We start from the raw sequence: 21610 nt of genomic DNA, 5'->3' as shown, positions 1-21610 counted from the left end.
CGGCTCGCCGCCGCCACCGGACTGCTGGTCGTGGACGAGGCACACCGCATCTCCGACTGGCGCTGTTTCGCCTCACTCGCCTTCCCGCCCGAGGAGCAGTTCGACGTGGACGGGGCGGTCCGACGCTTCGCTCGACGCGGCGCGTGGCGAGTTGGGGCGGCCCGGTGTGGAGGTGGAGCCGCGCCGCAAGTGGCCGACCGGGCTGCCGCAGTCGGCGTCGACCTCAAGGGACGTATCCCGGTGGGCGACCAGGACGCACCGGCCCGTCCGGTCGGGGTTGTCTCGATCACCTCGCACACCCCGCCTCAGCTCATCCAGAGCCTCGCGGAGCGGATCGCCGCCATCGGCCGGATGCCGCTGCTGGGAACCTTCTCCTACCACGACACCGGGGTGGGCACCCGCGTGCCGCGGACCAACAGCGCGCAGCGGCTGCGGGCGCTGCACGGGGCGCTGACCGTGCCGCCCGCACTGGCGGCGGCTTCGCCGAGGCCGACGGTCCGGTGCTGCTGGTCGACGACCTGACGGACACCGGACGGACCTTGGCGGTCGCAACCCGATCGCTCCGCCGGGCCGGTTCGGCCGCGGTGTTTCCGCTGGTCCTCGCCGTGCAGGGCTGAGCACGGCGGTGGTCCGGGGAGGGGTGAGGAATATAGGAGGCACATAGCCGCAAACCGGCCAGGTGTGCCAACTGCTCATTGCCGCGCGCGAGCGCTTCCCGCAAGAATTGTCAGAAGCTCCCCGCGCCGGCCCTCTCGTGGTCCTGACGGGGCCGTGTCGTGGTGTGCGCCCGCGCCCGACCCTCGCACGGACCATGGGCGCGCAGACGAAGGGAGGACCGTGACCTTCGGCTTCGCTCCGCCACCGTCCGCCGACCCCGCTGTCCGGCTGGGCCGGATGCTCGAACCCGCCGAATGGGCCGCCGCCGGCATTCCGCTGCTGCGCAATCCGCGCGAGGTCGTCCTCGGGCTGCACAGCCGCCATCTGCCGATTCCCTCGACGGCCGTCGTCGCGGTCCTCGATCCGGAGGAGCGCCTGACGGCAAGCGCCTCGTTCAGGCAGCACGGCTCCGCCGCACCCGACGGATGGGCCTTCCGCAACGCGCTCCTGGCGCAGCTGCGCCGGGTGATCGCGCACGATCTGCGGCGCCGCTCACCGATCCGCACCGCCGTGCTGCTCTACTGCCGCGAGGGTGAGAGCCGGTGGACCGAAGAGGACGGCGCCTGGATGTGGGGTCTCCGGGACGCCTGCACCCTGCACGGGCTGCGCTGTGGTGCGTACATCACGCTGACCCGGGAGGGCTGGCAGGTCCTGGGAGAGGGGCGGGGCGGCCGTCGGCCGCACTCCGCTTCGCTCCGGACCACCCTGGGGATCGCCCCCGCACCCGATGGCGACGCGGCGCCCCTGCCGCGTCCCTTGAACGGGACACACGAGGTGCTGCACCGCTCAGCGGCCGTGTGACCGCCGACCGTCCGGACGCCGGACAGCTCCGTGACGTGCGTCATGGGCTGCCGGGCACCGGGCGTACGGGAACTGCGGAATCAGACGCCCGCGGTCATGAGGCTGTTGATGCGCTGCGGGTCACCGCAGACGATCAGCAGCGCCGAGGCACGGCTCATCGCCTGGGGCAGGGCGCCGGCCACGGCATCGTCCGCTCCGCCGTTGACGGCGACGACCACGACCGGGCGGCCCTTGGGGCGGTCGGCGTCCGCAGCGGCGTAGAAGACGTCGTCACCGGCGTCGTGCTGCGCCCAGTAGGACGCCTCGCCGAAGGACAACTCGTGTGCCGCCCACGGATGCTGGTCCCCGGTGGTGAGCACCAGGATGTCGCCTGGCGCCCGGCCGGAGTCCAGCAGCAGGTCGACCGCCTCGTCCGCCGCGTCCAGGGCGCCGTCCACCGAGGCGGGGATCAGCTGGATCTGGGGCGCGGCCGTCGAGGCGGGGGCAGTCTTGGCAGCCGAGGCCGTCGGTGCGGTCGGCGCAGGCTTCGCCGCATCGCTCGTGGTGCGCTGCGACGGAGCCGACGAGGTCCCGGCGGAACCACGGTTCGGACCGGGGCTGCCGGGCCGCCGCGGGGCGGGCCGGGGGCCGGGACCAGGGACAGGACGAGGGGTCGGCGCGGTGCGGCCTGCGGCCGGTGTCGCGCGAGGACCCGGGACACTCTCGTGAATCTGAGGCTCCTCGGGGATGAGAGGCATGGGCTGATGTCTATCAAACGTCGGTGCGAGTCGCACCGGCGGGTGGTGGTTTGGACCGTTCGGTCTGCTCAGAAGTCGAAGCCGAGTTGGCCGTCGACCTCCAGCTCGGACGGTCCAGGTGTGGTGCGCACGCGCTTGAGATGCCGCCAGCGGGGCAGCCCGTCCAGGTAGGCCCAGGACAGCCGGTGGTGGGGCGTGGGCCCCTGTTCCCGCAGGGCGGCGCGGTGCACGGGGGACGGGTATCCGGCGTTGTCCCCGAACCGGAAGTCCGCGTGTGCGTCTCCCAGTTCGGCCATCAACGCGTCCCGCCGCACCTTGGCGATCACGGAGGCGGCAGCGACGGCCACGCAGGACTGATCGCCCTTGATGACCGTGCGGACCCTCCAGGGAGCGCCGAGGTAGTCGTGCTTGCCATCGAGGATCACCGCGTCCGGACGGACGGGCAGCCCTTCGAGAGCCCGGGTGGCGGCGAGCCGGAGGGCGGCCGTCATCCCCAGGTCGTCGATCTCCTCGGGCGAGGAGTGACCCAGGGCGTGCGCGGTGACCCACGTCTCCAACTCGTGCGCCAGCTCCGTGCGCCTCTTGGGGCTCAGCAGCTTGGAGTCCGTGAGTCCGGTCGGCGGGCGCCGCAGACCGGTGACCGCCGCGCAGACCGTCACCGGGCCCGCCCAGGCCCCTCGCCCGACCTCGTCGACACCGACGACGATCTTGGCTCCTGTCGTGGCGCGGAGCGAGCGCTCGACACTGTGGGTGGGCGGTTGGTAGGCCATGGCGAGGACAACATTACGCCGCTCACCGGGGCGGCGTGTACCCGGATCAGGCGCTGCGCCCCCGGGTGGCCGGAACGGGTCCGGCCGCGGACGGCTTCGGCGCCCCTCCGTACCCAACCGGAGGCGGCGCGGGGGCGATTCGGCGGTGCGGGGTACCCGGCCGCGATCTGGGACGGCACTCGGTGCCGTCCGTCAGTCCGCCGCCGGGATCCAGGCCGGGAGCGGCTCGGTGAGCTCCTGCCATGCGCGAGGCGGTGCGCCGCCAGAACCGGACGCGACCACTCCCCCTGCGATCGCGCAGGTGGTGTCCACGTCCCCGCCGGCCTGGGCGGTCGTCCAGAACGCGTCCTCGAAGGAGTCCAGGTGCCGGGCCGCGGCCCACAGGGCGAAGGGCACGGTGTCATGGGCGCTGGTGCGGCGGCCGCACCCCAGCACCGCGGCGACGGTACCGGCGTCCGCGTAGTCCAGCATGTCGCGGGCGCGCCGCAGCCCTGCCTGGACGGCGCTGCGCGGGACCGCCTCGACCACCCGGTCCAGCAGGGCTTCCGGCCCGCCGTGGCCCGCCGGGTCGGCCACCACGGCTGCCGCGGCGGCCACCGCCATCGCCCCCGCCACGGCTTCCCGGTGCTGGTGCGTGGTGTACGCGGAGATCTCCGCCTGATGCGTCGCCTGCTCCACGTCCCCGGCGTACCAGGCGCCCAGCGGAGCGATCCGCATGGCGGCGCCGTTACCCCATGATCCCTGCCCCTGGAACAGTCCGGAGGCCAGATCGCGCCAGTCGCCGCCCTCCCTGACCAGCCGGAGCATCCGGTTCACGGCGGGGCCGTACCCCCGGTCGAAGTCATGGCGCACGGCGAACGACCGGGCCAGGTCGTCCTGGTCGATCCGGCCGTGCTCGGCGAGGACGGCCAGCACGGAGCAGCCCATCTCGGTGTCGTCGGTCCACTGCCAGGGGGCCGGCGGCAGTTTGCGGCGCTTGAGGAAGGGATAGTTGGCGGGAACGAAGAACTGGGAGCCGAGGGCGTCGCCCACGGACAGCCCGCGCAGGCTCCCCAGAGCCCGGTGGTAACGGTCAGCGGTCATCGCTGGGCACTCTAACCGGTGAGTCCGTAGGGCTCGGGCGTACACCAGCGCTCGAAGGGGCGGTCGAGGTGGTAGCGGCCGTCGGAACCCAGCAGCAGCATCCGCGTCTCGGCGTTGTCCGGATTGGACAGGGACTCGAATTCGGCCACGCTCCAGTGCAGCCAGCGCATGCAGAACAGCCTCATGGTCAGCCCATGGGTGACCAGCAGGACGTTCGGCGGGTGCGCCGGGTCCTCGAAGCTGCGCCACAGGCTCTCCAGGAACGCGTCCACCCGGTCGTAGACGTCGGCCCCGGACTCGCCCTGCGCGAAGCGGTAGAAGAAGTGCCCGTAGGCGTCGCGGTACGCCTTCTGCTTCCGCACGTCCTCGCGGTCCTGCCAGTTTCCCCAGTCCTGCTCGCGCAGCCGCGGCTCCTCCCTGACCCGGGTGCGGGACGGATCCAGGCCGAGCAGCTCCAGGGTCTGGTGGGTGCGACGGTACGGCGACACATAGACCGAAACGCGCTCGTCGGCGAAGGTGGCACGCAGCCCGACACCCGCCTCCTGCGCCTGCTGCCGCCCGGTCTCGGTCAGCCTCAGGGCATGGTCGGGCACGCGTTCGTACACCGAGTCATCGGCATTCCCCTCCGATTCTCCGTGCCGTATGAGGATGATGCGCCGGGGTCGTGCCATGCCGCCCACCCTAGATCGGGCGTGCGGGAAGCGCCTCGCTCCCCTCCTCCGTCACCAGACGGCCGTCGCGTATCTCGCAGAGACGGCCGGTGAACCGGCGGCGCAGCAGCCGGTCGTGCGAGACCACCACCAGCGCGCCTTCCCACCGGTCCAGCGCCTGCTCCAGCTGCTCCACGAGGCCGAGGGCGAGATGGTTGGCGGGCTCGTCGAGCAGCAGGAGATCGGCGGGGCGGGCCAGCAGCCGGGCGAGGGCCAGGCGGCGGCGCTGGCCCGCGGAGAGCGCCCCCACCGGCACATGGAGATCACGCTCGTGGAACAGGCCGTATGACAGCAGCAAGGCGGCGTGCTCCTCCGCCGTCCCCGGCAGCCCGAGCCCGAAGGCCGATAACAACCGCTCCCTCGGGCGGGCGACCGGGATCTCCTGCGCGAGGTAGCCGATGCGGCCTCGACGCACCACGTGGCCCTCGTCCGGCTGCTCCACACCGGCCATCACCCGCAGCAGTGTGGACTTGCCCGCCCCGTTCGCACCGTGGACGAGCAGCCTCTCGCCCGCGGCCACCGTGAGCGCGTCCACCGCCAGCCGGTCACCCACCCGGACCCCGTCCAGGCCGACGAGCGTCCCTTGCTCGCCGCCCGCCGCGGGGCTCCCGGCGAACCGCAGCGGTTCCGGCGGGCGCGGCACCGGGTCCTCCTGGAGCCTGCGCAGCCGCTCCCGGGCGTTGCGCACACGGCTGGAGACCGAGGACTGCACCCGCCCCTTGTCGCGGTCGTAGGCCATCTTGTTGCCGTCTTTCATGCCCCGGCCCGGCGCGACCCGCCGTGCCACCGTCGTGGCGGACTCGGCCAGCGCGGCCGTCTCCGCGCACCACTCCTCGTAGGCCTGCTCCCAGCGGCGGCGGGCGGCGGCCTGTTCGGCGAGGAATCCGCGATAGCCCCCGCCGTACCGCACCAAGGTGTGCCGGTCGGCGTCCACCTCGACGATCGCGGTCGCCACCCGCTCCAGGAACATGCGGTCGTGGGAGACCGCCACGAGCGTGCCCGGATGGGCCCGCAGCGCCTCCTCGAGCCAGGTGAGCGCCGCGCCGTCGAGATGGTTCGTGGGCTCGTCGAGAAGCATCACCTCGGGAGCCGCGGCGATCAGACAGGCCAGCCCGAGCCGGGCCTGCTCGCCCCCGGAGAGGCTGCCGAGCCGTCGCTCCCTCCCGACAGACCCCAGCCCCAGACCGTGCAGAGCCTTGTCGACCCGGCTGTCCGCGGCATAGCCCCCGCGCGCCTCGAAGGCCGTGAGCACCTCGCCGTACTCGGTGAGCGCGTCCGGAGCGGAGCCGGTGAGGTCGGCCTCCAGCTCGCGCAGTCTGCGCTCCATGGCACGGACCTCGGCCAGGGCAGCGTCGATGGCGTCGCGGACCGTGCGGTCAGGGGGCAACTCGGGCGTCTGGCCGAGGTGCCCCAGTCCGCCGTCGGCCATGGTGACCACCGCGCCGTCGTCCGGCGGTTCGGTACCGGCCAGGGCACGCAGGAGCGTGGACTTTCCTGCGCCGTTCTCCCCGACGATGCCCACGCGCTCACCGGGGCGCACCGCGAACGACACGTCGTCGAGCAGGGTCCGGTCACCTCGGGACAGCGTCACACCGTGCAGTGAGATCTGAGTGGGCAAGGGCACACCTCCGCGCATCTGAGCGGTACGTCATACGACAGAGCCTGTAAACACAACCATAGTTGCATTACCCTCAGGGTGACACAGGAAACTCACTAACACAACCGGAGTTGCAATTGTCGGAGAGTGCGTCCCACACGCCCGGCACCGTCCGTCCCGGCGGGCGCACCGCGCGCACCCGTGCCGCGGTGCGTGACGCCGTGCTCACCGGCCTCGCCGAGCACGGCTACCCGGGTCTGACGGTCGAGTACGTCGCCGAGCACTCGGGCGTCCACAAGACGACGGTCTACCGGCGCTGGGGCAGCGTCGAGGGGCTGGTGGCCGACGCGCTCCAGCTCGCCGGGGAGGATTCCTGGACGCCCCCCGACACCGGCAGCCTCGACGGCGATCTACGGACCCTGGCCCGCGAGGTGACCGAGACGTTCGGCGACGCACCGGCCGCGGCCGCACCAACCGCCTTCGTCGCCGCCGCGTTCCAGTCCCGGCGCGCGGCGGAGGCGCTCCATGACTTCTACGCCGAGCGGTTCGCCCGGTGTGAATCCGTGGTGACGCGGGCGGTCGAGCGCGGCGAGGCGCCCGTCGGCACCGATGCCGCGGCGGTCGTCCGGGCCGTGTCCGCCCCGCTGTTCTTCCGGGTACTGATCACCCGCGAACCCATCGGCACACCGCTCGCCGACCAGTCGGCGGCCGCCGTCGCCGCCGCCGTCCGGGCCGGGGCGTACCTCCCGGCCGGGTGACTATCGGACGCGCGGCCCAAAGCCGCAACCGGGCGCGGTCGCGCCCTCAGACCGTCCAGGCGGACTCGACGCCCACCACATCGCCGGCTATCGCGGCCACGTCCGCCTCCGTCTGCGCGCGCAGCCCCAGCCGCTCCACCCGCTCCACCCGGTACTTCCCGTATTCGGCGGCCGAGTCCCACATCGACAGCACGAGGAACTCGTTTCCCGGCGCCTCGCCGAAGACCCCGCGCAGCATGCCGGGCGACCCGGCCATCGCCGGATTCCACACCTTCTCCTGCACCAGCGTGAAGTGGTCCACCCGGTCCGCGTGCACCCGGCAGTGCGCGACCCGCAGCACGTCCGCGTCGTTGAACCGGGGCTGGAAGCCGACCTTCACATCGAAGCGATGCTCGAAGAGCCGGACCTGCATATTCCGGTACGTGCCCGACTGCGCGGCCGCCAACCGATTGTGCGACCGCGCCATGAAGGAGTCGTAGAACGCCCGGCTCTCCCAGAACGCGAAGATGTGCGCCACGTTCGGCCGCCCCCGGCTCCAGCCACCGCCCTGCCCCCGGAATCCCGGCTCGCCGGGCATCCCCGCCCACTTCCGCTGCCCCCGCTCGAACCCCGGGCGGTCCACCACGGTGCAGCGAATCCACTTGACCAGCACCGCGCCATCCTACGGCCCCGACGGTGGCCCGCATCACACAGCGAACCGTCCGCCCCGCGCATCGGGGGTGGACGGGCGGTGCCACGACGGAGGCCGTATCCGGTCGCCCCATGGGCCTCCGGTCAGCGCCGCCTGCGCCCCGGCCCCGGAAGTCCCGCACCCGCACCTGGCATTCCGGCACCGGGGGCCGACATCCGCATGCCCGGACTCGGCGCGTACGCCGCCTGCAATTGCTGCCCCCCGGGCAGAGGCGCGTACCAGGCGCTTCCGTACAGGACGTTGCTGAGCCCGGACAACAGCCGTTGCACATCGGGTTCCGATCGCACCACCAGCCGCATGAACTGGCTGCTGCTGCCGAGCTTGTTGCCGCACTCGCGCACCAGCACGCCGTGTTCGGACAGCAGCCGGTCCCGCACCTGCACGCCGTCCGCCCCCTCCGGCAGTTTGACGAACACGAAGTTTCCCTGTGAGGGGAAGACGGTCATTCCCGGCAGACATCCCAGCTGCGAAATCATTTCCTGCCGGTCGCGGGCGAGCATCCGCAGGCTCATCTCGTAATCCTGCTGGTGGTCCTTGAGCATGAAGACGATGATCTCGGCGAAAGAATTGAGGTTCCACTTCGGCAGCCTGGAGCGGACCTTCCGGGCGAGCGAGGGGTTCGCCACCAGGTAGCCGAAGCGCACGCCGTGCAGACCGAAGTTCTTTCCCAGACTGCGCAGGACGACGACGTTCGGACGCACCACGGCCTCGTCGACGACGCTCGGCCACGGACCGGACTCAGGGTCGACGAACTCCAGGAAGGACTCGTCGATGACGACCAGATCGAGGTCCGCGAGGGAGTCCATGAACGATATGACGGCGTCACGGGAGAGGAGACCACCGTCGGGATTGTTGGGATTGCAGATGACGGCGGTACGTGATCCTCGCTGCCGAATGAACGAAACGAAGGCATCGGGATCGAGGGCGAAGCCGTGCCGTTCCGGCAGCCGGAACATGTCCACGCGCTTGCCGGTTTCGTCCGGCTGATCCGTCCACCGGCCGAAGGTGGGGATCGGCACGGCCAGGCTGTCCTTGACCAGCAAATGGTCGATCCAGGTGATGAGTTCCGTCGAGCCGTTGCCCATCGCCATGGTCTGTGGCTGGAGATCGAGCAGGTGCGCCAGTTCGGCTGTGATCGTATCGGCGGAGCTGGGGTAATAGGTGAGAATGTCCCGCAGCATGGCCGACAGCTCGTCGAACATGCCGGGGGTGGGGAAGTAGGGATTACAGGGGATACAGAAATCCACGATGTCCTGTCCGCCGCCTGAAACTCCCGCGCGATTCAGCATGAAGTACGACGGACTGTGGTTGGTGCCCCGGAAGAGCTGTGCGGCATTACCCGTGTTGCCGATGGCGGCGACAGTCACAGCAAGACCTCCTCGGTCACATGGGCCGTGCTGGGCACGACGTTCGGCTCCGCTTGCACAGAGCGTCGCGCACGAGCCACCGCCAGTCGGGGCGTTGCCGAATTTCATGGTGCGTGTGAGAAGTCGAGTGACAGGAGATACCGGAACCGCTACAGTCCCCCCGACTTCTGTCTGCCTCCCGGGAGACCACGGCACCGGCGAACCCGCCTCCACCCACGCGAGCGGGGCGCGGCCCGAAGGCCACGCCCCGCGTCGAAGGTCACCCGCCAGGGCGGACGATCAGCTGCAACCGCTCGTCGAGCCGCAGCCCTCGCACAGGTAGCAGCTGCCCGCGCGGCGCATCTTGGTGCCGCAGGAGAAGCACAGCGGTGCGTCGGCGTTCAGGCCCAGCTGGATCTCGACCAGCTCGGTCGAGCTGTGGGCCTCCTTAGGGGCGGACGTCTCGGACTGGGCCGCGGTCGTGGTGGCCTTCGGGGCCTCCAGCCGCCGCGGCGCCGACTGGGCCAGGCCCTCGACGTCGACATCGTCCTCGGACGCCTCGTAGGAACCGGTCTCCAGGTGACGCTGGCGCTCCTCGGCGGAGTGGATGCCGAGCGCCGACCGGGTCTCGAACGGCAGGAAGTCCAGCGCCAGCCGGCGGAAGATGTAGTCGACGATCGACTGGGCCATCCGCACGTCCGGGTCGTCGGTCATACCGGCCGGCTCGAAGCGCATGTTGGTGAACTTCGAGACGTACGTCTCCAGCGGCACCCCGTACTGGAGGCCGACCGAGACGGCGATGGAGAAGGCGTCCATCATGCCCGCGAGGGTCGAGCCCTGCTTGGACATCTTCAGGAAGACCTCACCGAGCCCGTCGTCGGGGTAGGAGTTCGCCGTCATGTAGCCCTCGGCGCCGCCGACCGTGAAGGAGGTGGTGATGCCGGGGCGCCCCTTGGGCAGGCGCTTGCGGACCGGGCGGTACTCGACGACCTTCTCGACCACCGGCTCGGCCTGCTCCGCCGCCTTCTCCTCCTTCTTCTTGGCGGAGAGCGGCTGGCCGACCTTGCAGTTGTCGCGGTAGATCGCCAGCGCCTTGAGGCCCAGCTTCCAGCCCTCGAAGTAGATCTCCTCGATCTCCTCGATGGAGGCCGACTCCGGCATGTTGACCGTCTTGGAGATCGCGCCGGACAGGAACGGCTGGGCAGCCGCCATCATCCGCACATGGCCCATCGGCGAGATGGAGCGATCGCCCATCGCGCAGTCGAAGACCTCGTAGTGCTCGAGCTTCAGCCCCGGCGCGTCGATCACATTGCCGTGCTCGGCGATGTGGGCGACGATCGCCTCGACCTGCTCCGGCTGGTAGCCGAGCCGCTTGAGCGCCTTGGGGACCGTGTTGTTCACGATCTGCATCGAGCCGCCGCCGACCAGCTTCTTGAACTTCACCAGGGCCAGATCCGGCTCGACGCCCGTGGTGTCGCAGTCCATCATCAGGCCGATGGTGCCGGTGGGGGCGAGCACCGATGCCTGAGCGTTACGGAAGCCGCTCTTCTCGCCGAGGCGCAGCACGTCCTGCCATGCCTCGGTGGCCGCCGCCCAGACCGGGGTGTCCAGGTCGTCCACGCGCTTCGCGATGGCGTTGGCGTCCGAGTGCTGCTTCATGACGCGCTGGTGGGCGTCCGCGTTGCGGGCGTAGCCGTCGTACGGGCCGACGACGGCCGCCAGCTCGGCGGAGCGCTTGTACGAGGTGCCGGTCATCAGGGAGGTGATGGCTCCGGCCAGGGCCCGGCCGCCGTCGCTGTCGTAGGCGTGGCCGGTGGCCATCAGCAGGGCGCCGAGGTTGGCGTAGCCGATGCCCAGCTGGCGGAAGGCGCGGGTCGTCTCGCCGATCTTCTGGGTCGGGAAGTCCGCGAAGCAGATGGAGATGTCCATCGCCGTGATGACCAGCTCGACGACCTTGGCGAAGCGCTCGGCGTCGAAGCGCTGGTTGCCGGCGTCGTCGTCCTCGAGGAACTTCATGAGGTTGAGCGACGCCAGGTTGCACGAGGAGTTGTCCAGGTGCATGTACTCGCTGCACGGGTTGGAGGCGGTGATCCGGCCCGTCTCCGGCGAGGTGTGCCAGTGGTTGATCGTGTCGTCGTACTGAATGCCCGGGTCGGCGCAGGCCCAGGCCGCCTCGGCCATCTTGCGGAAGAGGGACTTGGCGTCGACCTCCTCGATGGGCTCACCGTTCAGGCGGCTGCGCAGGCCGAACTGCGAGCCGGACTCCACGGCCTTCATGAACGTGTCGTTCACACGGACCGAGTTGTTGGCGTTCTGGTACTGGACGGACGTGATGTCGTCGCCGCCCAGGTCCATGTCGAAGCCCGCGTCGCGCAGGGCGCGGATCTTCTCCTCCTCCTTGACCTTGGTCTCGATGAACGCCTCGACGTCAGGGTGGTCGACGTCGAGCACGACCATCTTGGCGGCCCGGCGCGTCGCACCGCCCGACTTGATCGTTCCGGCGGAGGCGTCGGCGCCGCGCATGAAGGAGACGGGCCCGGAGGCGTTGCCGCCGGAGGAGAGCAGCTCCTTGGAGGAGCGGATGCGGGAGAGGTTCAGGCCGGCGCCGGAGCCGCCCTTGAAGATCATCCCCTCTTCCTTGTACCAGTCCAGGATCGACTCCATGGAGTCGTCCACGGAGAGGATGAAGCAGGCGCTGACCTGCTGCGGCTGCTTGGTGCCGACGTTGAACCACACGGGCGAGTTGAAGCTGAAGACCTGGTGCAGCAACGCGTACGTGAGCTCGTGATCGAAGATCTCGGCGTCCTCGGGGGAGGCGAAGTAGCCATTGGCCTCGCCGGACTTGCGGTAGGTGCCCACCACCCGGTCGATGAGCTGCTTCAGGCTCGCCTCACGGGTCGGGGAGCCGACCGCGCCGCGGAAGTACTTGCTCGTGACGATGTTGACCGCGTTCACCGACCAGAAGTCGGGGAACTCCACGCCGCGCTGCTCGAAATTGACCGACCCGTCACGCCAGTTGGTCATGACGACGTCACGACGCTCCCAGACCACCTCGTCGTACGGATGCACGCCGGGGGTGGTGTGGACGCGCTCGATACGCAGACCCTTGTTCTTGCTTCCCTTGGAGCGGGAGCCTCGTGCGGGGCCGCTCGTCGTCTCTGTCATTCCGCCTCCCTGTACGGGCGAAAACGCCCTGATGTGCCCATTTCTTCCCGGGCACGGTGTCTCTGTCTTTCACCCGGAGGCGCGATGCGCCCCGGGCAGGTCTTCGGCCGCCGGTCAGTCGGCGGCAGTGACGGGCGCGGGGGCCTCCGCGGCCCCTTCGGCGCCGGGCCCGCGGTCGCGCGCGGGAGGCCGTTGCTGGTCACGCAGCTCCGCGACCGCGGCCTCGAAATCCTCGAGCGAGTCGAAGGCGCGGTAGACGGAGGCGAAGCGGAGGTAGGCGACGAGGTCGAGCTCCTGGAGCGGGCCGAGTATGGCGAGCCCCACGTCATGGGTGGACAGCTCGGCGCTTCCGGTGGCCCGTACGGCCTCCTCCACGCGCTGGCCGAGCTTGGCGAGGGCGTCCTCGGTGACGGGACGGCCCTGGCATGCCTTGCGGACCCCGGAGATGACCTTGTCGCGGCTGAAGGGCTCGGTGACCCCGCTCCGCTTGATCACCATCAGTGACGCGGTCTCCACGGTCGTGAAGCGGCGTGCACAGTCGGGGCACTGGCGGCGCCTGCGGATCGAGCAGCCGTCGTCCGTGGTCCGGCTGTCGACGACGCGGCTGTCGGGGTGCCTACAGAAGGGGCAGTGCATGATTCCGTACCCTCCCTCACCCTCAAGAACGGCGCATGACTGACAAGCTCCGACCGGCCGCGCGGGCCCGTCGAAGCGACCACAAGCATAGGCGAAGATCTCGGCAACGAATCACCAGGGACCACAAGCTGTGGGTGGCTGACATCCATCAAACCACTAGATCTGGGGTCTGGCACCCATTCGCACCGCGTGGCGTGTCACGACTCGGGAGCAGGCACGAGACTACGCGAACCCCACGGGTCCCGGATTCACAGGGGCCGGGATGCAAGACTGAGACCCGACGCCGGACACGGCCGAAACCCGCCACCGGACATGGCCGAAGCCTGCCGCAGGACACGACCGAAACCCGCCACCGGGTACGGCCGAAGCCCACTCCTCAGCCCGTACCGGAACCGCCTTATACACCCATGCCTGTGATCACGTCAGCTCATCTGGGAAATTTCACTCGAACGTGTGTTTGGCGCAACCTTTCGAAAGCAACTACCGTTGTCCAACTAGGGAGAACATCTCGAGAGGGGCCGTCGTGACCACCACCGCAGAGAGCGCCACTGTTACCGCCCAGGAGCGCTCCCAGAGCCGACTCGAACAGACGCACGCGATGAATCAGACTCAGGCGATCAACGACGCGAGCACGAACCCGGAGGGGCAGAAGACGACCCGATCACTACCCGGGCGACCTCCAGGCATCCGGGCGGACAGTTCAGGGCTGACCGACCGGCAGCGTCGCGTCATCGAAGTCATCCGCGACTCTGTGCAGCGGCGCGGCTACCCCCCGTCCATGCGGGAGATCGGTCAGGCGGTGGGCCTCTCCAGCACCTCGTCCGTCGCCCATCAGCTGATGGCCCTGGAGCGCAAGGGCTTCCTGCGGCGTGACCCCCACCGGCCCCGGGCGTACGAGGTCCGTGGCTCGGACCAGCCCAGCGCGCAGCCGACAGACACCACCGGCAAGCCCGCCGCCTCCTATGTGCCGCTGGTCGGCCGGATCGCGGCCGGCGGGCCCATCCTCGCCGAGGAGTCGGTCGAGGATGTCTTCCCCCTCCCCCGCCAGCTGGTCGGCGACGGTGAGCTGTTCGTCCTGAAGGTGGTCGGCGACTCCATGATCGAGGCCGCCATCTGCGACGGGGACTGGGTCACGGTGCGCCGCCAGCCCGTCGCAGAGAACGGTGACATCGTCGCCGCGATGCTCGACGGGGAAGCGACGGTGAAGCGGTTCAAGCGCGAGGACGGCCATGTCTGGCTGCTCCCGCACAACGCCGCGTACCAGCCGATCCCCGGTGACGAGGCGACCATTCTGGGCAAGGTCGTCGCGGTGCTGCGGCGCGTCTGAGCCGACGGACCGAGGTGCGCCACTGGCGCGCCCAACGACCGGGCCCCGGGACCACTGCGCCGGTTCCGGGGCCCTGCTGTATGCCCGTGCCCCCTACGCCCCCTCGGCCTTGGCCGCCGCGTCGATCGCGGCCAGGGAACGGCGCACCTGGTTGCGGTCGGTCGTGTACCAGAAGTCCGGCATGGTCTTGCGCAGGAACGAGCCGTAGCGGGCCCGCTCGACCCGCGGGTCGAGGACGGCGACGATGCCGCGGTCCCCGGAGGCCCGCACGAGTCGGCCCGCGCCCTGCGCCATCAAAAGGGCGGCGTGCGTGGCCGCGACCGCCATGAAGCCATTGCCACCGGCCTCCTCCACGGCCTTCTGGCGAGCGCTCATCAGCGGGTCGTCGGGGCGCGGGAAGGGCACCCGGTCCATGACCACCAGCTGACAGCTCGGGCCGGGCACATCCACGCCCTGCCACAGCGACAGCGTGCCGAACAGGCAGGTCCTGGCGTCGGCGGCGAAGGCCCGGATCAGCTCGCCGAGGGTCTCCTCGCCCTGGAGGAGGATGGGCATGTCGAGCCGTCCGCGCAGCTCCTCCGCGGCGGCCTGCGCGGCGCGCATGGACGAGAACAGCCCGAGCGTGCGCCCGCCCGCGGCCTCCACCAGCTCGGCCAGCTCATCCAGCATGTCGCTGCGGCTGCCCTCGCGGCCGGGCTGGGCGAGATGCTTGGCGACGTAGAGGATCCCCTGCTTCGCGTAGTCGAAGGGCGAGCCGACGTCGAGGCCCTGCCAGCGCGGCGCGGACTCCTCGCCGCCCTCGGGGTCCTGCGGGCTCTCGGGAGCGAGACCGAGCGACGCGGCCACCCCGTTGAAATCCCCACCGATCTTGAGAGTGGCGGAGGTGAGGATCACCGAGCGGTCCTCGAACAGCTTCTCGCGCAGCAGGCCGGACACGGACAGCGGGGCGACGCGCAGCGAGGCACCGAAACGGTCGTGCCGCTCGTACCAGACCACGTCGAACTCGGAGCCCTCCACGATCCGCTCCGCCACCTGGTGGATGTTCTCCACCGCACCCAGGGCCTGCTTGCGGACGGCGTCCTCGTCCTGAACCGAGGCATCACGGGTGGCGCCGAGCGCGGAGATCACCGTGCGGGCCGCGTCGCGCAACGCCATCAGGGCATAGCTCAGGTCCTCGGGGATGGTCTCGAGGCGGCCGGGCAGAGCCAGCTCCATGATCCGCTCGAAGGTCTCCGAGGCGGTCTGGAGAGCGTCGGCCGCCTTCTCGTTGACCAGCTTGGCGGCGCGCCGCACGGCCCGGTTGACCTGGCCGGGGGTGAGCTCGCCGCTGGCGACGCCGGTGACGCGGGAGACCAGCTCATGCGCCTCGTCGACGATCAGCACCTCGTGGCTGGGCAGAACCGGGGCACCCTCGATGGCATCGATGGCGAGCAGCGCGTGGTTGGTGACGATCACCTCGGCGAGCTTGGCGCGCTCGCGGGCGGCCTCGGCGAAGCACTCCGCACCGTAGGCGCACTTGGACGCGCCGAGGCACTCCCGGGAGGTGACCGACACCTGGGACCACGCACGGTCGGAGACGCCTGGCGTCAGGTCGTCGCGGTCACCGGTCTCGGTCTCGTCGGACCAGTCGCGCAGCCGCATCAGGTCCTTGCCCAGCTTGCTGGTGGGCGCGGCCGCCTCGAAGGGGTCGAACAGCCCGGCCTCGTCGGCGTCGTCCTGCGGCACGCCTTCGTGGAGGCGGTGCAGGCACAGGTAGTTGGACCGCCCCTTGAGCATGGCGAACTCGGGGCGGCGGCGCAGCAGCGGATGCAGGGCGTCGACGGTACGCGGCAGATCGCGCTCGACGAGCTGGCGCTGGAGGGCGAGGGTCGCCGTGGCGACGACGACGGGCTCGCCGTGGGCGAGAGCGGGCACCAGATAGCCGAGGGACTTTCCGGTGCCGGTACCGGCCTGGACCAGCAGATGGGAGTTGTCGTCGATCGCCTCGGCCACGGCTTCGGCCATGGCTGTCTGACCAGGGCGTTCGGTGCCGCCGACGGCGGTGACGGCGGCATGCAGCAGATCTGCGAGCTGAGGCGAGGACGTGTCAGTCATAGGGCTGCCAGCCTACGCGGCGGCACCGACATCACTCTCGCTGGCGGTCGCATCACCCTCCGTGGAGAGAACGCGTGGCATCGGCGGAACCTGGCCGGGCCGAGCGGTGTATCACAGGAAAGGGCGGCGATCGGAAGCCGCCGCGGATCGCAGGGGGTCACGATGGCTCACAGCAGGTGGCGCAGGGCGCGGTCGCGCAGCATCAGTGCGGCGCGTTTGCCGGGAAGGTCCACCTCGGCGGAGAAGCGGAAACCGGCGCCGAGGAAGGCCGCGACGGAGGGCGTGTTGCGCAGGTCGGGTTCGGCCACGACGCGCGCGCAGGACGGGCGGTGTTCGAGTACGAGATCGGCCGCGGCGCGAAGCAGAGTCGTGCCGAGGCCCTGGCCACGGTCCCTGACACGACCGATGAGCAGGTGGATGCCGGTGTCGTGCGGCCGGGCCGGATAGTACCGGGCGAGCGGGTCGAGGTCGGCGCGGTAGACCTCCCAGTAGCTCATCGGGACTCCGTCCAGCACTCCCAGACAGGGCACGCTCCGGCCATCGCCGTCGAGCTGGCCGTCCAGGTGGCTCGCCGTGATGTCGTCCGGGCCGCCGAGTTCCCAGAAGGCGGCCACGGCGGGGTCGTTCATCCATCGGGCGATGAGCCGCAGATCGCGCCCGATGCGGACCGGGACCAGTTGGAAGGCCCCCGCCGGGGTGCTGGTGGGCCCCCATTCGGCGATGCGGTCGAGGAGATCGGGGCGGCTGCCGAACTCCGGGCCGGTCAGCTGGCTCTCGGGGATACGCGCGGTGTCTTCCTGGCGCATCCGCATGTCGATGGTGTCGTCGGTGCTGGAGTCGGAGTGCGACACGGCGACGCTCTCCTCTCATGGATGTCAGACGCGCCGTGAGGGGCGTGATCGGCGGGGTGGACGGACGTCATGCCGTGGAAGCGGCGGAAGTGACAAGGGGGTTGGTGATGGTGACGTAGACGGACTGGGTGTCGACCGGCCCGACGAGTTCGTCCAGGCCGCGCAGGCGGGTGAGCAGATTGGCCTTGCAGCGCAGGGTGGGCGTCTCGAGGAGGCGGGCGGGCAACCGCGAGCGGAGCTTGCCGGGGCCGGACGCGGCGTCGGCGAGGAACCGGCGGAACGCGGCCAGCAGCACGCGCTCGTCCGCGAGCCGCTGCGACCCGAACGCTCCGATCACACCGAGGACGTTGTTGACGCCGAGGTAGTAGGCGAAGCGCTCATCGGTGACCTCGTCGGACACGAAGGTGTCGCTGCGCCCGCCGATCCCGGGCAGCCGCCGCTGGAGATCGTCATAGCGGGACTCACGGAAGTAGTAGCCCTGGTTGTCCCGGTAGCGGCCCCCGACCGGCCAGCCGTCCGGGTCCAGCAGCACCAGGGTGTTCTGCTGGTGTGCCTCCAGGGCGATGCCTGCCTCTCCGTCCAGCCAGAGCACGGGGCGTACGACCGTGTGCAGATAGCGCAGGAACCACTCGGCGCTGACGGCCGCGGAGGAGCGGCCGGTGCGGGCGGCGAGCCGGGCGACGAGGTGGGCCAGGCGTGAGCGCATCGCGGACTGCCCCGGCCAGGTCCGGAGGGAGAGGAGCCCGGCGACGCAGACGGCGTCGTCGCCCGGGCCGAACGGGTTGTGCCGGATGACGACGTCGAGCCCGGTCAGGGGGTCGCCATCCGGCCCGTCCACCGCGAGCCAGGCCGGGTCACGGACGATGTCGAAGCCGGATCCGGGGAAGGCGCACCGCCACTGCTCCGCCAGCCCGCTGCGCAGCAGCCGGTGCACCTCGACGCCGCGGCGAAGCTCCTTGCGGAGGTTCTCACGGCGGGAGTTGGTGATCCGCAGACCGAGGGAGAGTTTGAGCATCGCGGGCGCACCGGGCCGGTAGACGGTGCGAACCGAGGAGGTGGGGTGCCAGTGTCCGCCGGCCGGGCCGAGGTCGTGCAGCAGGCCCGCGTCGAACAGCGCGGCGACGGCCGGGCGGTGCCGGATCTCGTGGGCCTGCCAGGGGTGCAGGGGCAAGGGCACGGATCCGGGGGGCAGTTGCAGACCACTGCCCGCGAGAGAGAGGGCCAGCCTCTCGGCGGGCACCGTTCTGCCACGTTCGGTCCAGGCCGACTCGCAGGCGAGCACGGACCGGTCAACGGCGAGCCAGTGCAGGGGAAAGGAGCCACGCGATTCGGGTGAGCACACAGGTGAGGCAGCGTCGGAGAGACCTTCGCGGCTCTTCGGCGTGGGATGAAGGGGGTGACCGAGAAGGAGGGACTGTTCCGCGCTGAGAAAGGGGGTTCCGGCGTCAGGGTCGGCGGGCGCGGCCCGGCGGTGGGCCAGGAATTGGGCGGTGCGTCGTACGGAGTCCGCTACCCGGCCGATGAGTTCGGAGGCCTCCGCGGTGGTCTCGTCCTGCCGGGCTGCGTACGCCGCCTCCCGGGTGAGCAGCGCCGCGAGGGCCACCGCGCCGACTGCGGGGGCGTCCCAGGGGCCGTGTTCCAGCACCGGTTCGCCGAAGCGGTGGCAGCCGGTGGCCGACCAGTAGCGCACGGGCACCTGGAGGGAGGTGCCACTCGCGGCGAGGGGGATGCGGAGGATGTCGCCGTCCGGGGGCCCTGCGGCGGTCTCCCGTGCCCAGCAGCGCAGCAGGTTCTCGACCCCCGCGGCATCGGCAGCGAGCTGCGGGTCGGGGTGGTCGAGCGGGTCCTGCCCGGCGGTGGGAGCGGGCACCTCGGGTGCGTCATGACCGCTGTGGTCCTGGCGCGGTACAGGGGCCGTCCCGGCGAGGGGCGGCTCGGCAGAGGCTTCCGACGGTGCGAGTGCCGTGGCCCGGGTCGGCGCGGGCTCAGGCTCAGGCTCAGGCTCAGGCGATGCGGACTGCGACGGTGCGGGCTGGGTCACCGTGGCCTGTGTCGGCGCGGGCCCGGTCGGCGCGGCCTGGGGCGGTGCCGGGTGGGACGGCGCGGCCTTGGGCAGCGCGGGCGGGAGTCCGGTGGTGGGCTTCCCGGCGGTCACGGCTGCGGGCGGCTGGGGCACGAACGGCTCGGTGGTGGAGGGCCCTACAACCGGCGGCCCGGCCGGGGGTGTTGCCGACTCGGGCGGCGGGGCTGCGGGCTGGGGCCGTGCCGCCGCGGAGTGCAGCACCTGTCGCTGTGGTCCCTTCGGCGCGGTCGCGGGTGGGGACCCCGTCGTCGTCTCCGCGGCGGCCCGCGGCGGCGCAGAGGGCGCGGCGGGCGGTGCCTCGCCTCCGGCTTGGGGGTGCCCGGGAGCGGTGCGGGCCGTCCGGTCGCTCATGGCGCCGTCCTCCGGGTCCGGCTGGGGATACAGGGGGGCTCGCCCAGGGGAGTGCGGCATGGTGGGTGCGGCGCTCGCGTCACGGCCTTCACGCCGGGAGCCTGGCGCCTGCCTCCTTCGATGGTGCGGTGGTGGTGCGGTCCTAGGGGGTGTCTTGTCGATCGGGCCGGATCAGCGAGCGGCGTCTGGTGCAGGGGGCACCTCCCAGCGGTAGCTGGGGGAACATCGCAACCCGCGTGAGGAGAGCGCAGCGGCGCTGCGTGCGACGAATGCGGCGCCGCGAGGTGCCGTGCCAGGCGTCGGGAGCCCGGCATGATCGGCAAGACACCCCCTACGGCCGCGGGGCGCGTCACCGGCGGCCTCTGGTGAAGGGCGGGGCGGGTGGCGGGAGTTCATGGGCGGCGCGGTCGCCCAGGGCGCGGATCGCGGCGTCCAGGGCATCGGCGAGCCGGTCCAGAACGGCTTCGGCCTGCTCGTCGGTGATGGTCAATGGAGGAAGGAGACGGATCACGGCGGAGTGGCGGCCGCCGAGTTCGACGATGAGGCCGCGGTGCAGGCACTCCCGCTGCACTTCCGCCGCCAGCATCGGGGCGGCGCGACGGGCGGCGGCACCGGTGTCCGTACGGTCGCCTGCGCGGCCGTCCGCGCGGCCGTCCGCACCGGCGAAGGCACCGGTCGTCAGGGCGGTCTCGGTCGTATCCTCGGGGCACCCCGGGCCGGAGTCCGGCTGCGCCGGGTCGACCAGCTCCAGGCCGATCATGAGGCCGCGGCCGCGGACGTCCCCGATGTGGGGGCACTGCGCGGCGAGGGCGCGCAGCCGGGTCAGCATCCGCTCGCCGACGACCGCGGCCCGCTGCGCGAGGTCGTTCTCGCGGACGTACGCGAGGGTGGCCGCGCCCGCCGCCATGGCCAGCTGGTTGCCCCGGAACGTGCCCGCGTGGGCGCCGGGCGGCCAGGCGTCCAGCTCCTCCCGGTAGACCACGACGGCCAGCGGCAAGCTGCCGCCGATGGCTTTCGACAGCACCATCACATCGGGCACCACGCCGCTGTGTCCGACCGCCCAGAAGGAACCGGTGCGCCCCACGCCGGTCTGCACCTCGTCCGCGATGAGGGGGATGCCGCGGGCCGCGGTAATCTCCCGCATCCGGCGCAGCCAGCCGTCCGGTGCGGGGATCACCCCGCCCTCGCCCTGCACCGGTTCGAGGATCATCCCGGCCGGTGCGGCGACCCCGCCTTTCGGGTCGTCCAGCAGTCGCTCGGTCCAGCGCGCCGCGAGGTCCGCGCCGCGCTCGCCGCCCACCCCGAACGGGCAGCGATAGTCGTAGGGGAAGGGCAGCCGGGTCACGCTCACCGCGGGGGTGCCGCCGGAGGCCGCCAGCGCCCCGGCCGTCATCCCGTGGTAGGCCCCGGAGAAGGCCAGCAGACCGTCTCGCCCCGTGGCGGTCCGTACCAGCTTGAGTGCGGCTTCGACCGCGTCCGTGCCCGCGGGCCCGCAGAACTGGATCCGTGCGTGGGCGGCGAGTTCGGGCGGCAGCGTGGCGAACAGCTCGTCCGTGAAGGCGTCCTTGACCGGCGTGGCCAGGTCCAGGACCTGGAGCGGGGCTCCCGAGTCCAGGACGGCTCGGATCGCTTCCAGCACCACCGGGTGGTTGTGACCGAGCGCCAGCGCCCCGGCTCCGGAGAGGCAGTCGAGGTAGCGGCGGCCGTCGGCGCCCTCGATCGTCAGCCCGCGGGCGCGCACCGGGACGATGGGCAGCGCCCGGGCGTAGGTGCGGGCGGCCGACTCCCGCAGCGACTGGCGCCGCAGGATGGCCGGAGCGTCCTCGCCGGACCCTTCGCCGTCCGGCACGACGGGCGGCGAAGGGTCCGGCCTCATCGGCGGGAGCTGGGTCATGGCCACGGCTCACGGTCCTCTCGCTGCTGAACGCCCTCCGACTGTCCCCCGTACGTACC

Annotated in this window: 15 protein-coding genes and 2 pseudogenes; 4 read left to right on the top strand and 13 right to left on the bottom strand. The window is 71.3% G+C overall.

The window, feature by feature from the left end:
- Positions 1 to 118: 118 nt before the first annotated feature.
- Together HYQ63_RS31165 and HYQ63_RS31160 are read left to right on the top strand one after the other, a co-directional pair.
- Positions 119 to 617, top strand: a pseudogene (locus HYQ63_RS31165) (recombinase RecQ); the annotation flags it as partial.
- 220 nt (positions 618 to 837) lie between these two features.
- On the top strand, positions 838 to 1458 hold the full coding sequence (locus HYQ63_RS31160; RefSeq protein WP_179937138.1) for a hypothetical protein: 621 nt from the start codon (positions 838 to 840) through the stop codon (positions 1456 to 1458).
- Between the two features lie 80 nt (positions 1459 to 1538).
- Here HYQ63_RS31160 and HYQ63_RS31155 read toward each other — a convergent pair whose 3' ends face one another.
- The 5 genes from HYQ63_RS31155 to abc-f form a co-directional block, all read right to left on the bottom strand.
- Positions 1539 to 2195, bottom strand: coding sequence for a hypothetical protein (locus HYQ63_RS31155; protein ID WP_179937137.1), 657 nt, complete (start codon positions 2193 to 2195; stop codon positions 1539 to 1541).
- A gap of 68 nt (positions 2196 to 2263) precedes the next feature.
- Positions 2264 to 2965 carry a ribonuclease HII gene (locus tag HYQ63_RS31150; RefSeq protein ID WP_179937136.1) on the bottom strand — a complete coding sequence of 234 codons (702 nt, stop codon included), beginning with the start codon at positions 2963 to 2965 and terminating at the stop codon, positions 2264 to 2266.
- Between the two features lie 192 nt (positions 2966 to 3157).
- Positions 3158 to 4048 carry an ADP-ribosylglycohydrolase family protein gene (locus HYQ63_RS31145; RefSeq protein WP_179937135.1) on the bottom strand — a complete coding sequence of 297 codons (891 nt, stop codon included), beginning with the start codon at positions 4046 to 4048 and terminating at the stop codon, positions 3158 to 3160.
- An 11-nt stretch (positions 4049 to 4059) separates the two neighbouring features.
- Positions 4060 to 4719, bottom strand: coding sequence for a histidine phosphatase family protein (locus HYQ63_RS31140; RefSeq protein ID WP_063735930.1), 660 nt, complete (start codon positions 4717 to 4719; stop codon positions 4060 to 4062).
- A gap of 10 nt (positions 4720 to 4729) precedes the next feature.
- Positions 4730 to 6394, bottom strand: coding sequence for a ribosomal protection-like ABC-F family protein (abc-f, locus tag HYQ63_RS31135; protein WP_179937134.1), 1665 nt, complete (start codon positions 6392 to 6394; stop codon positions 4730 to 4732).
- A gap of 92 nt (positions 6395 to 6486) precedes the next feature.
- Between abc-f and HYQ63_RS31130 the strand changes: the two genes are divergently transcribed.
- A complete protein-coding gene (locus HYQ63_RS31130; protein WP_179937133.1) occupies positions 6487 to 7113 on the top strand; it encodes a TetR/AcrR family transcriptional regulator in 627 nt (208 codons plus the stop codon).
- Between the two features lie 46 nt (positions 7114 to 7159).
- On the opposite strand, the gene HYQ63_RS31125 is transcribed toward HYQ63_RS31130, so the two are convergent.
- From HYQ63_RS31125 to nrdR, 4 genes and pseudogenes are all read right to left on the bottom strand, one after another.
- Positions 7160 to 7765: a YdbC family protein gene (locus HYQ63_RS31125; RefSeq protein ID WP_179937132.1), complete on the bottom strand. Its 606-nt coding sequence runs from the start codon at positions 7763 to 7765 to the stop codon at positions 7160 to 7162.
- Between the two features lie 143 nt (positions 7766 to 7908).
- Positions 7909 to 9093: pseudogene (locus HYQ63_RS31120) on the bottom strand (histidinol-phosphate transaminase); the annotation flags it as partial.
- Between the two features lie 357 nt (positions 9094 to 9450).
- The gene (locus tag HYQ63_RS31115) at positions 9451 to 12315 is read right to left on the bottom strand and encodes a vitamin B12-dependent ribonucleotide reductase (RefSeq protein WP_179937131.1); all 2865 of its coding nucleotides are present in this window, start codon (positions 12313 to 12315) and stop codon (positions 9451 to 9453) included.
- Positions 12316 to 12429: 114 nt separating this feature from the next.
- A complete protein-coding gene (gene nrdR / locus HYQ63_RS31110; RefSeq protein WP_179937130.1) occupies positions 12430 to 12951 on the bottom strand; it encodes a transcriptional regulator NrdR in 522 nt (173 codons plus the stop codon).
- A gap of 523 nt (positions 12952 to 13474) precedes the next feature.
- Here nrdR and lexA point away from each other — a divergent pair.
- Entirely contained in the window at positions 13475 to 14278 is an 804-nt protein-coding gene (gene lexA / locus HYQ63_RS31105) for a transcriptional repressor LexA (protein ID WP_179937129.1), read from the top strand.
- A gap of 93 nt (positions 14279 to 14371) precedes the next feature.
- Here lexA and HYQ63_RS31100 read toward each other — a convergent pair whose 3' ends face one another.
- The 4 genes from HYQ63_RS31100 to HYQ63_RS31085 form a co-directional block, all read right to left on the bottom strand.
- Positions 14372 to 16372 carry an ATP-dependent DNA helicase gene (locus tag HYQ63_RS31100; RefSeq protein ID WP_179937128.1) on the bottom strand — a complete coding sequence of 667 codons (2001 nt, stop codon included), beginning with the start codon at positions 16370 to 16372 and terminating at the stop codon, positions 14372 to 14374.
- 167 nt (positions 16373 to 16539) lie between these two features.
- A complete protein-coding gene (locus tag HYQ63_RS31095) occupies positions 16540 to 17223 on the bottom strand; it encodes a GNAT family N-acetyltransferase (protein WP_179937127.1) in 684 nt (227 codons plus the stop codon).
- A gap of 67 nt (positions 17224 to 17290) precedes the next feature.
- Positions 17291 to 19657 (bottom strand): IucA/IucC family protein, encoded by a 2367-nt coding sequence (locus HYQ63_RS31090; protein ID WP_257232261.1) that lies wholly within the window; start codon positions 19655 to 19657, stop codon positions 17291 to 17293.
- Between the two features lie 349 nt (positions 19658 to 20006).
- Positions 20007 to 21533, bottom strand: coding sequence for a diaminobutyrate--2-oxoglutarate transaminase family protein (locus HYQ63_RS31085; RefSeq protein WP_179940679.1), 1527 nt, complete (start codon positions 21531 to 21533; stop codon positions 20007 to 20009).
- Positions 21534 to 21610: the final 77 nt, after the last annotated feature.

The organism is Streptomyces sp. Rer75, assembly GCF_013414305.1.
In the GTDB taxonomy this organism is placed as follows: domain Bacteria; phylum Actinomycetota; class Actinomycetes; order Streptomycetales; family Streptomycetaceae; genus Streptomyces; species Streptomyces himastatinicus.
The sequence above is the reverse complement of the archived record's forward strand: the minus strand, read 5'-3'. Positions and strand labels throughout refer to the sequence as shown.

Coding starts and splice junctions, on each gene's coding strand:
- HYQ63_RS31100 (WP_179937128.1), bottom strand. CDS start 16,372: ATGACTGACACGTCCTCGCCTCAGCTCGCAGATCTGCTGCATGCCGCC.
- HYQ63_RS31115 (WP_179937131.1), bottom strand. CDS start 12,315: ATGACAGAGACGACGAGCGGCCCCGCACGAGGCTCCCGCTCCAAGGGA.
- HYQ63_RS31155 (WP_179937137.1), bottom strand. CDS start 2,195: ATGCCTCTCATCCCCGAGGAGCCTCAGATTCACGAGAGTGTCCCGGGT.
- HYQ63_RS31145 (WP_179937135.1), bottom strand. CDS start 4,048: ATGACCGCTGACCGTTACCACCGGGCTCTGGGGAGCCTGCGCGGGCTG.
- HYQ63_RS31090 (WP_257232261.1), bottom strand. CDS start 19,657: ATGAGCGACCGGACGGCCCGCACCGCTCCCGGGCACCCCCAAGCCGGA.
- HYQ63_RS31085 (WP_179940679.1), bottom strand. CDS start 21,533: ATGAGGCCGGACCCTTCGCCGCCCGTCGTGCCGGACGGCGAAGGGTCC.
- HYQ63_RS31150 (WP_179937136.1), bottom strand. CDS start 2,965: ATGGCCTACCAACCGCCCACCCACAGTGTCGAGCGCTCGCTCCGCGCC.
- nrdR (WP_179937130.1), bottom strand. CDS start 12,951: ATGCACTGCCCCTTCTGTAGGCACCCCGACAGCCGCGTCGTCGACAGC.
- HYQ63_RS31140 (WP_063735930.1), bottom strand. CDS start 4,719: ATGGCACGACCCCGGCGCATCATCCTCATACGGCACGGAGAATCGGAG.
- abc-f (WP_179937134.1), bottom strand. CDS start 6,394: ATGCGCGGAGGTGTGCCCTTGCCCACTCAGATCTCACTGCACGGTGTG.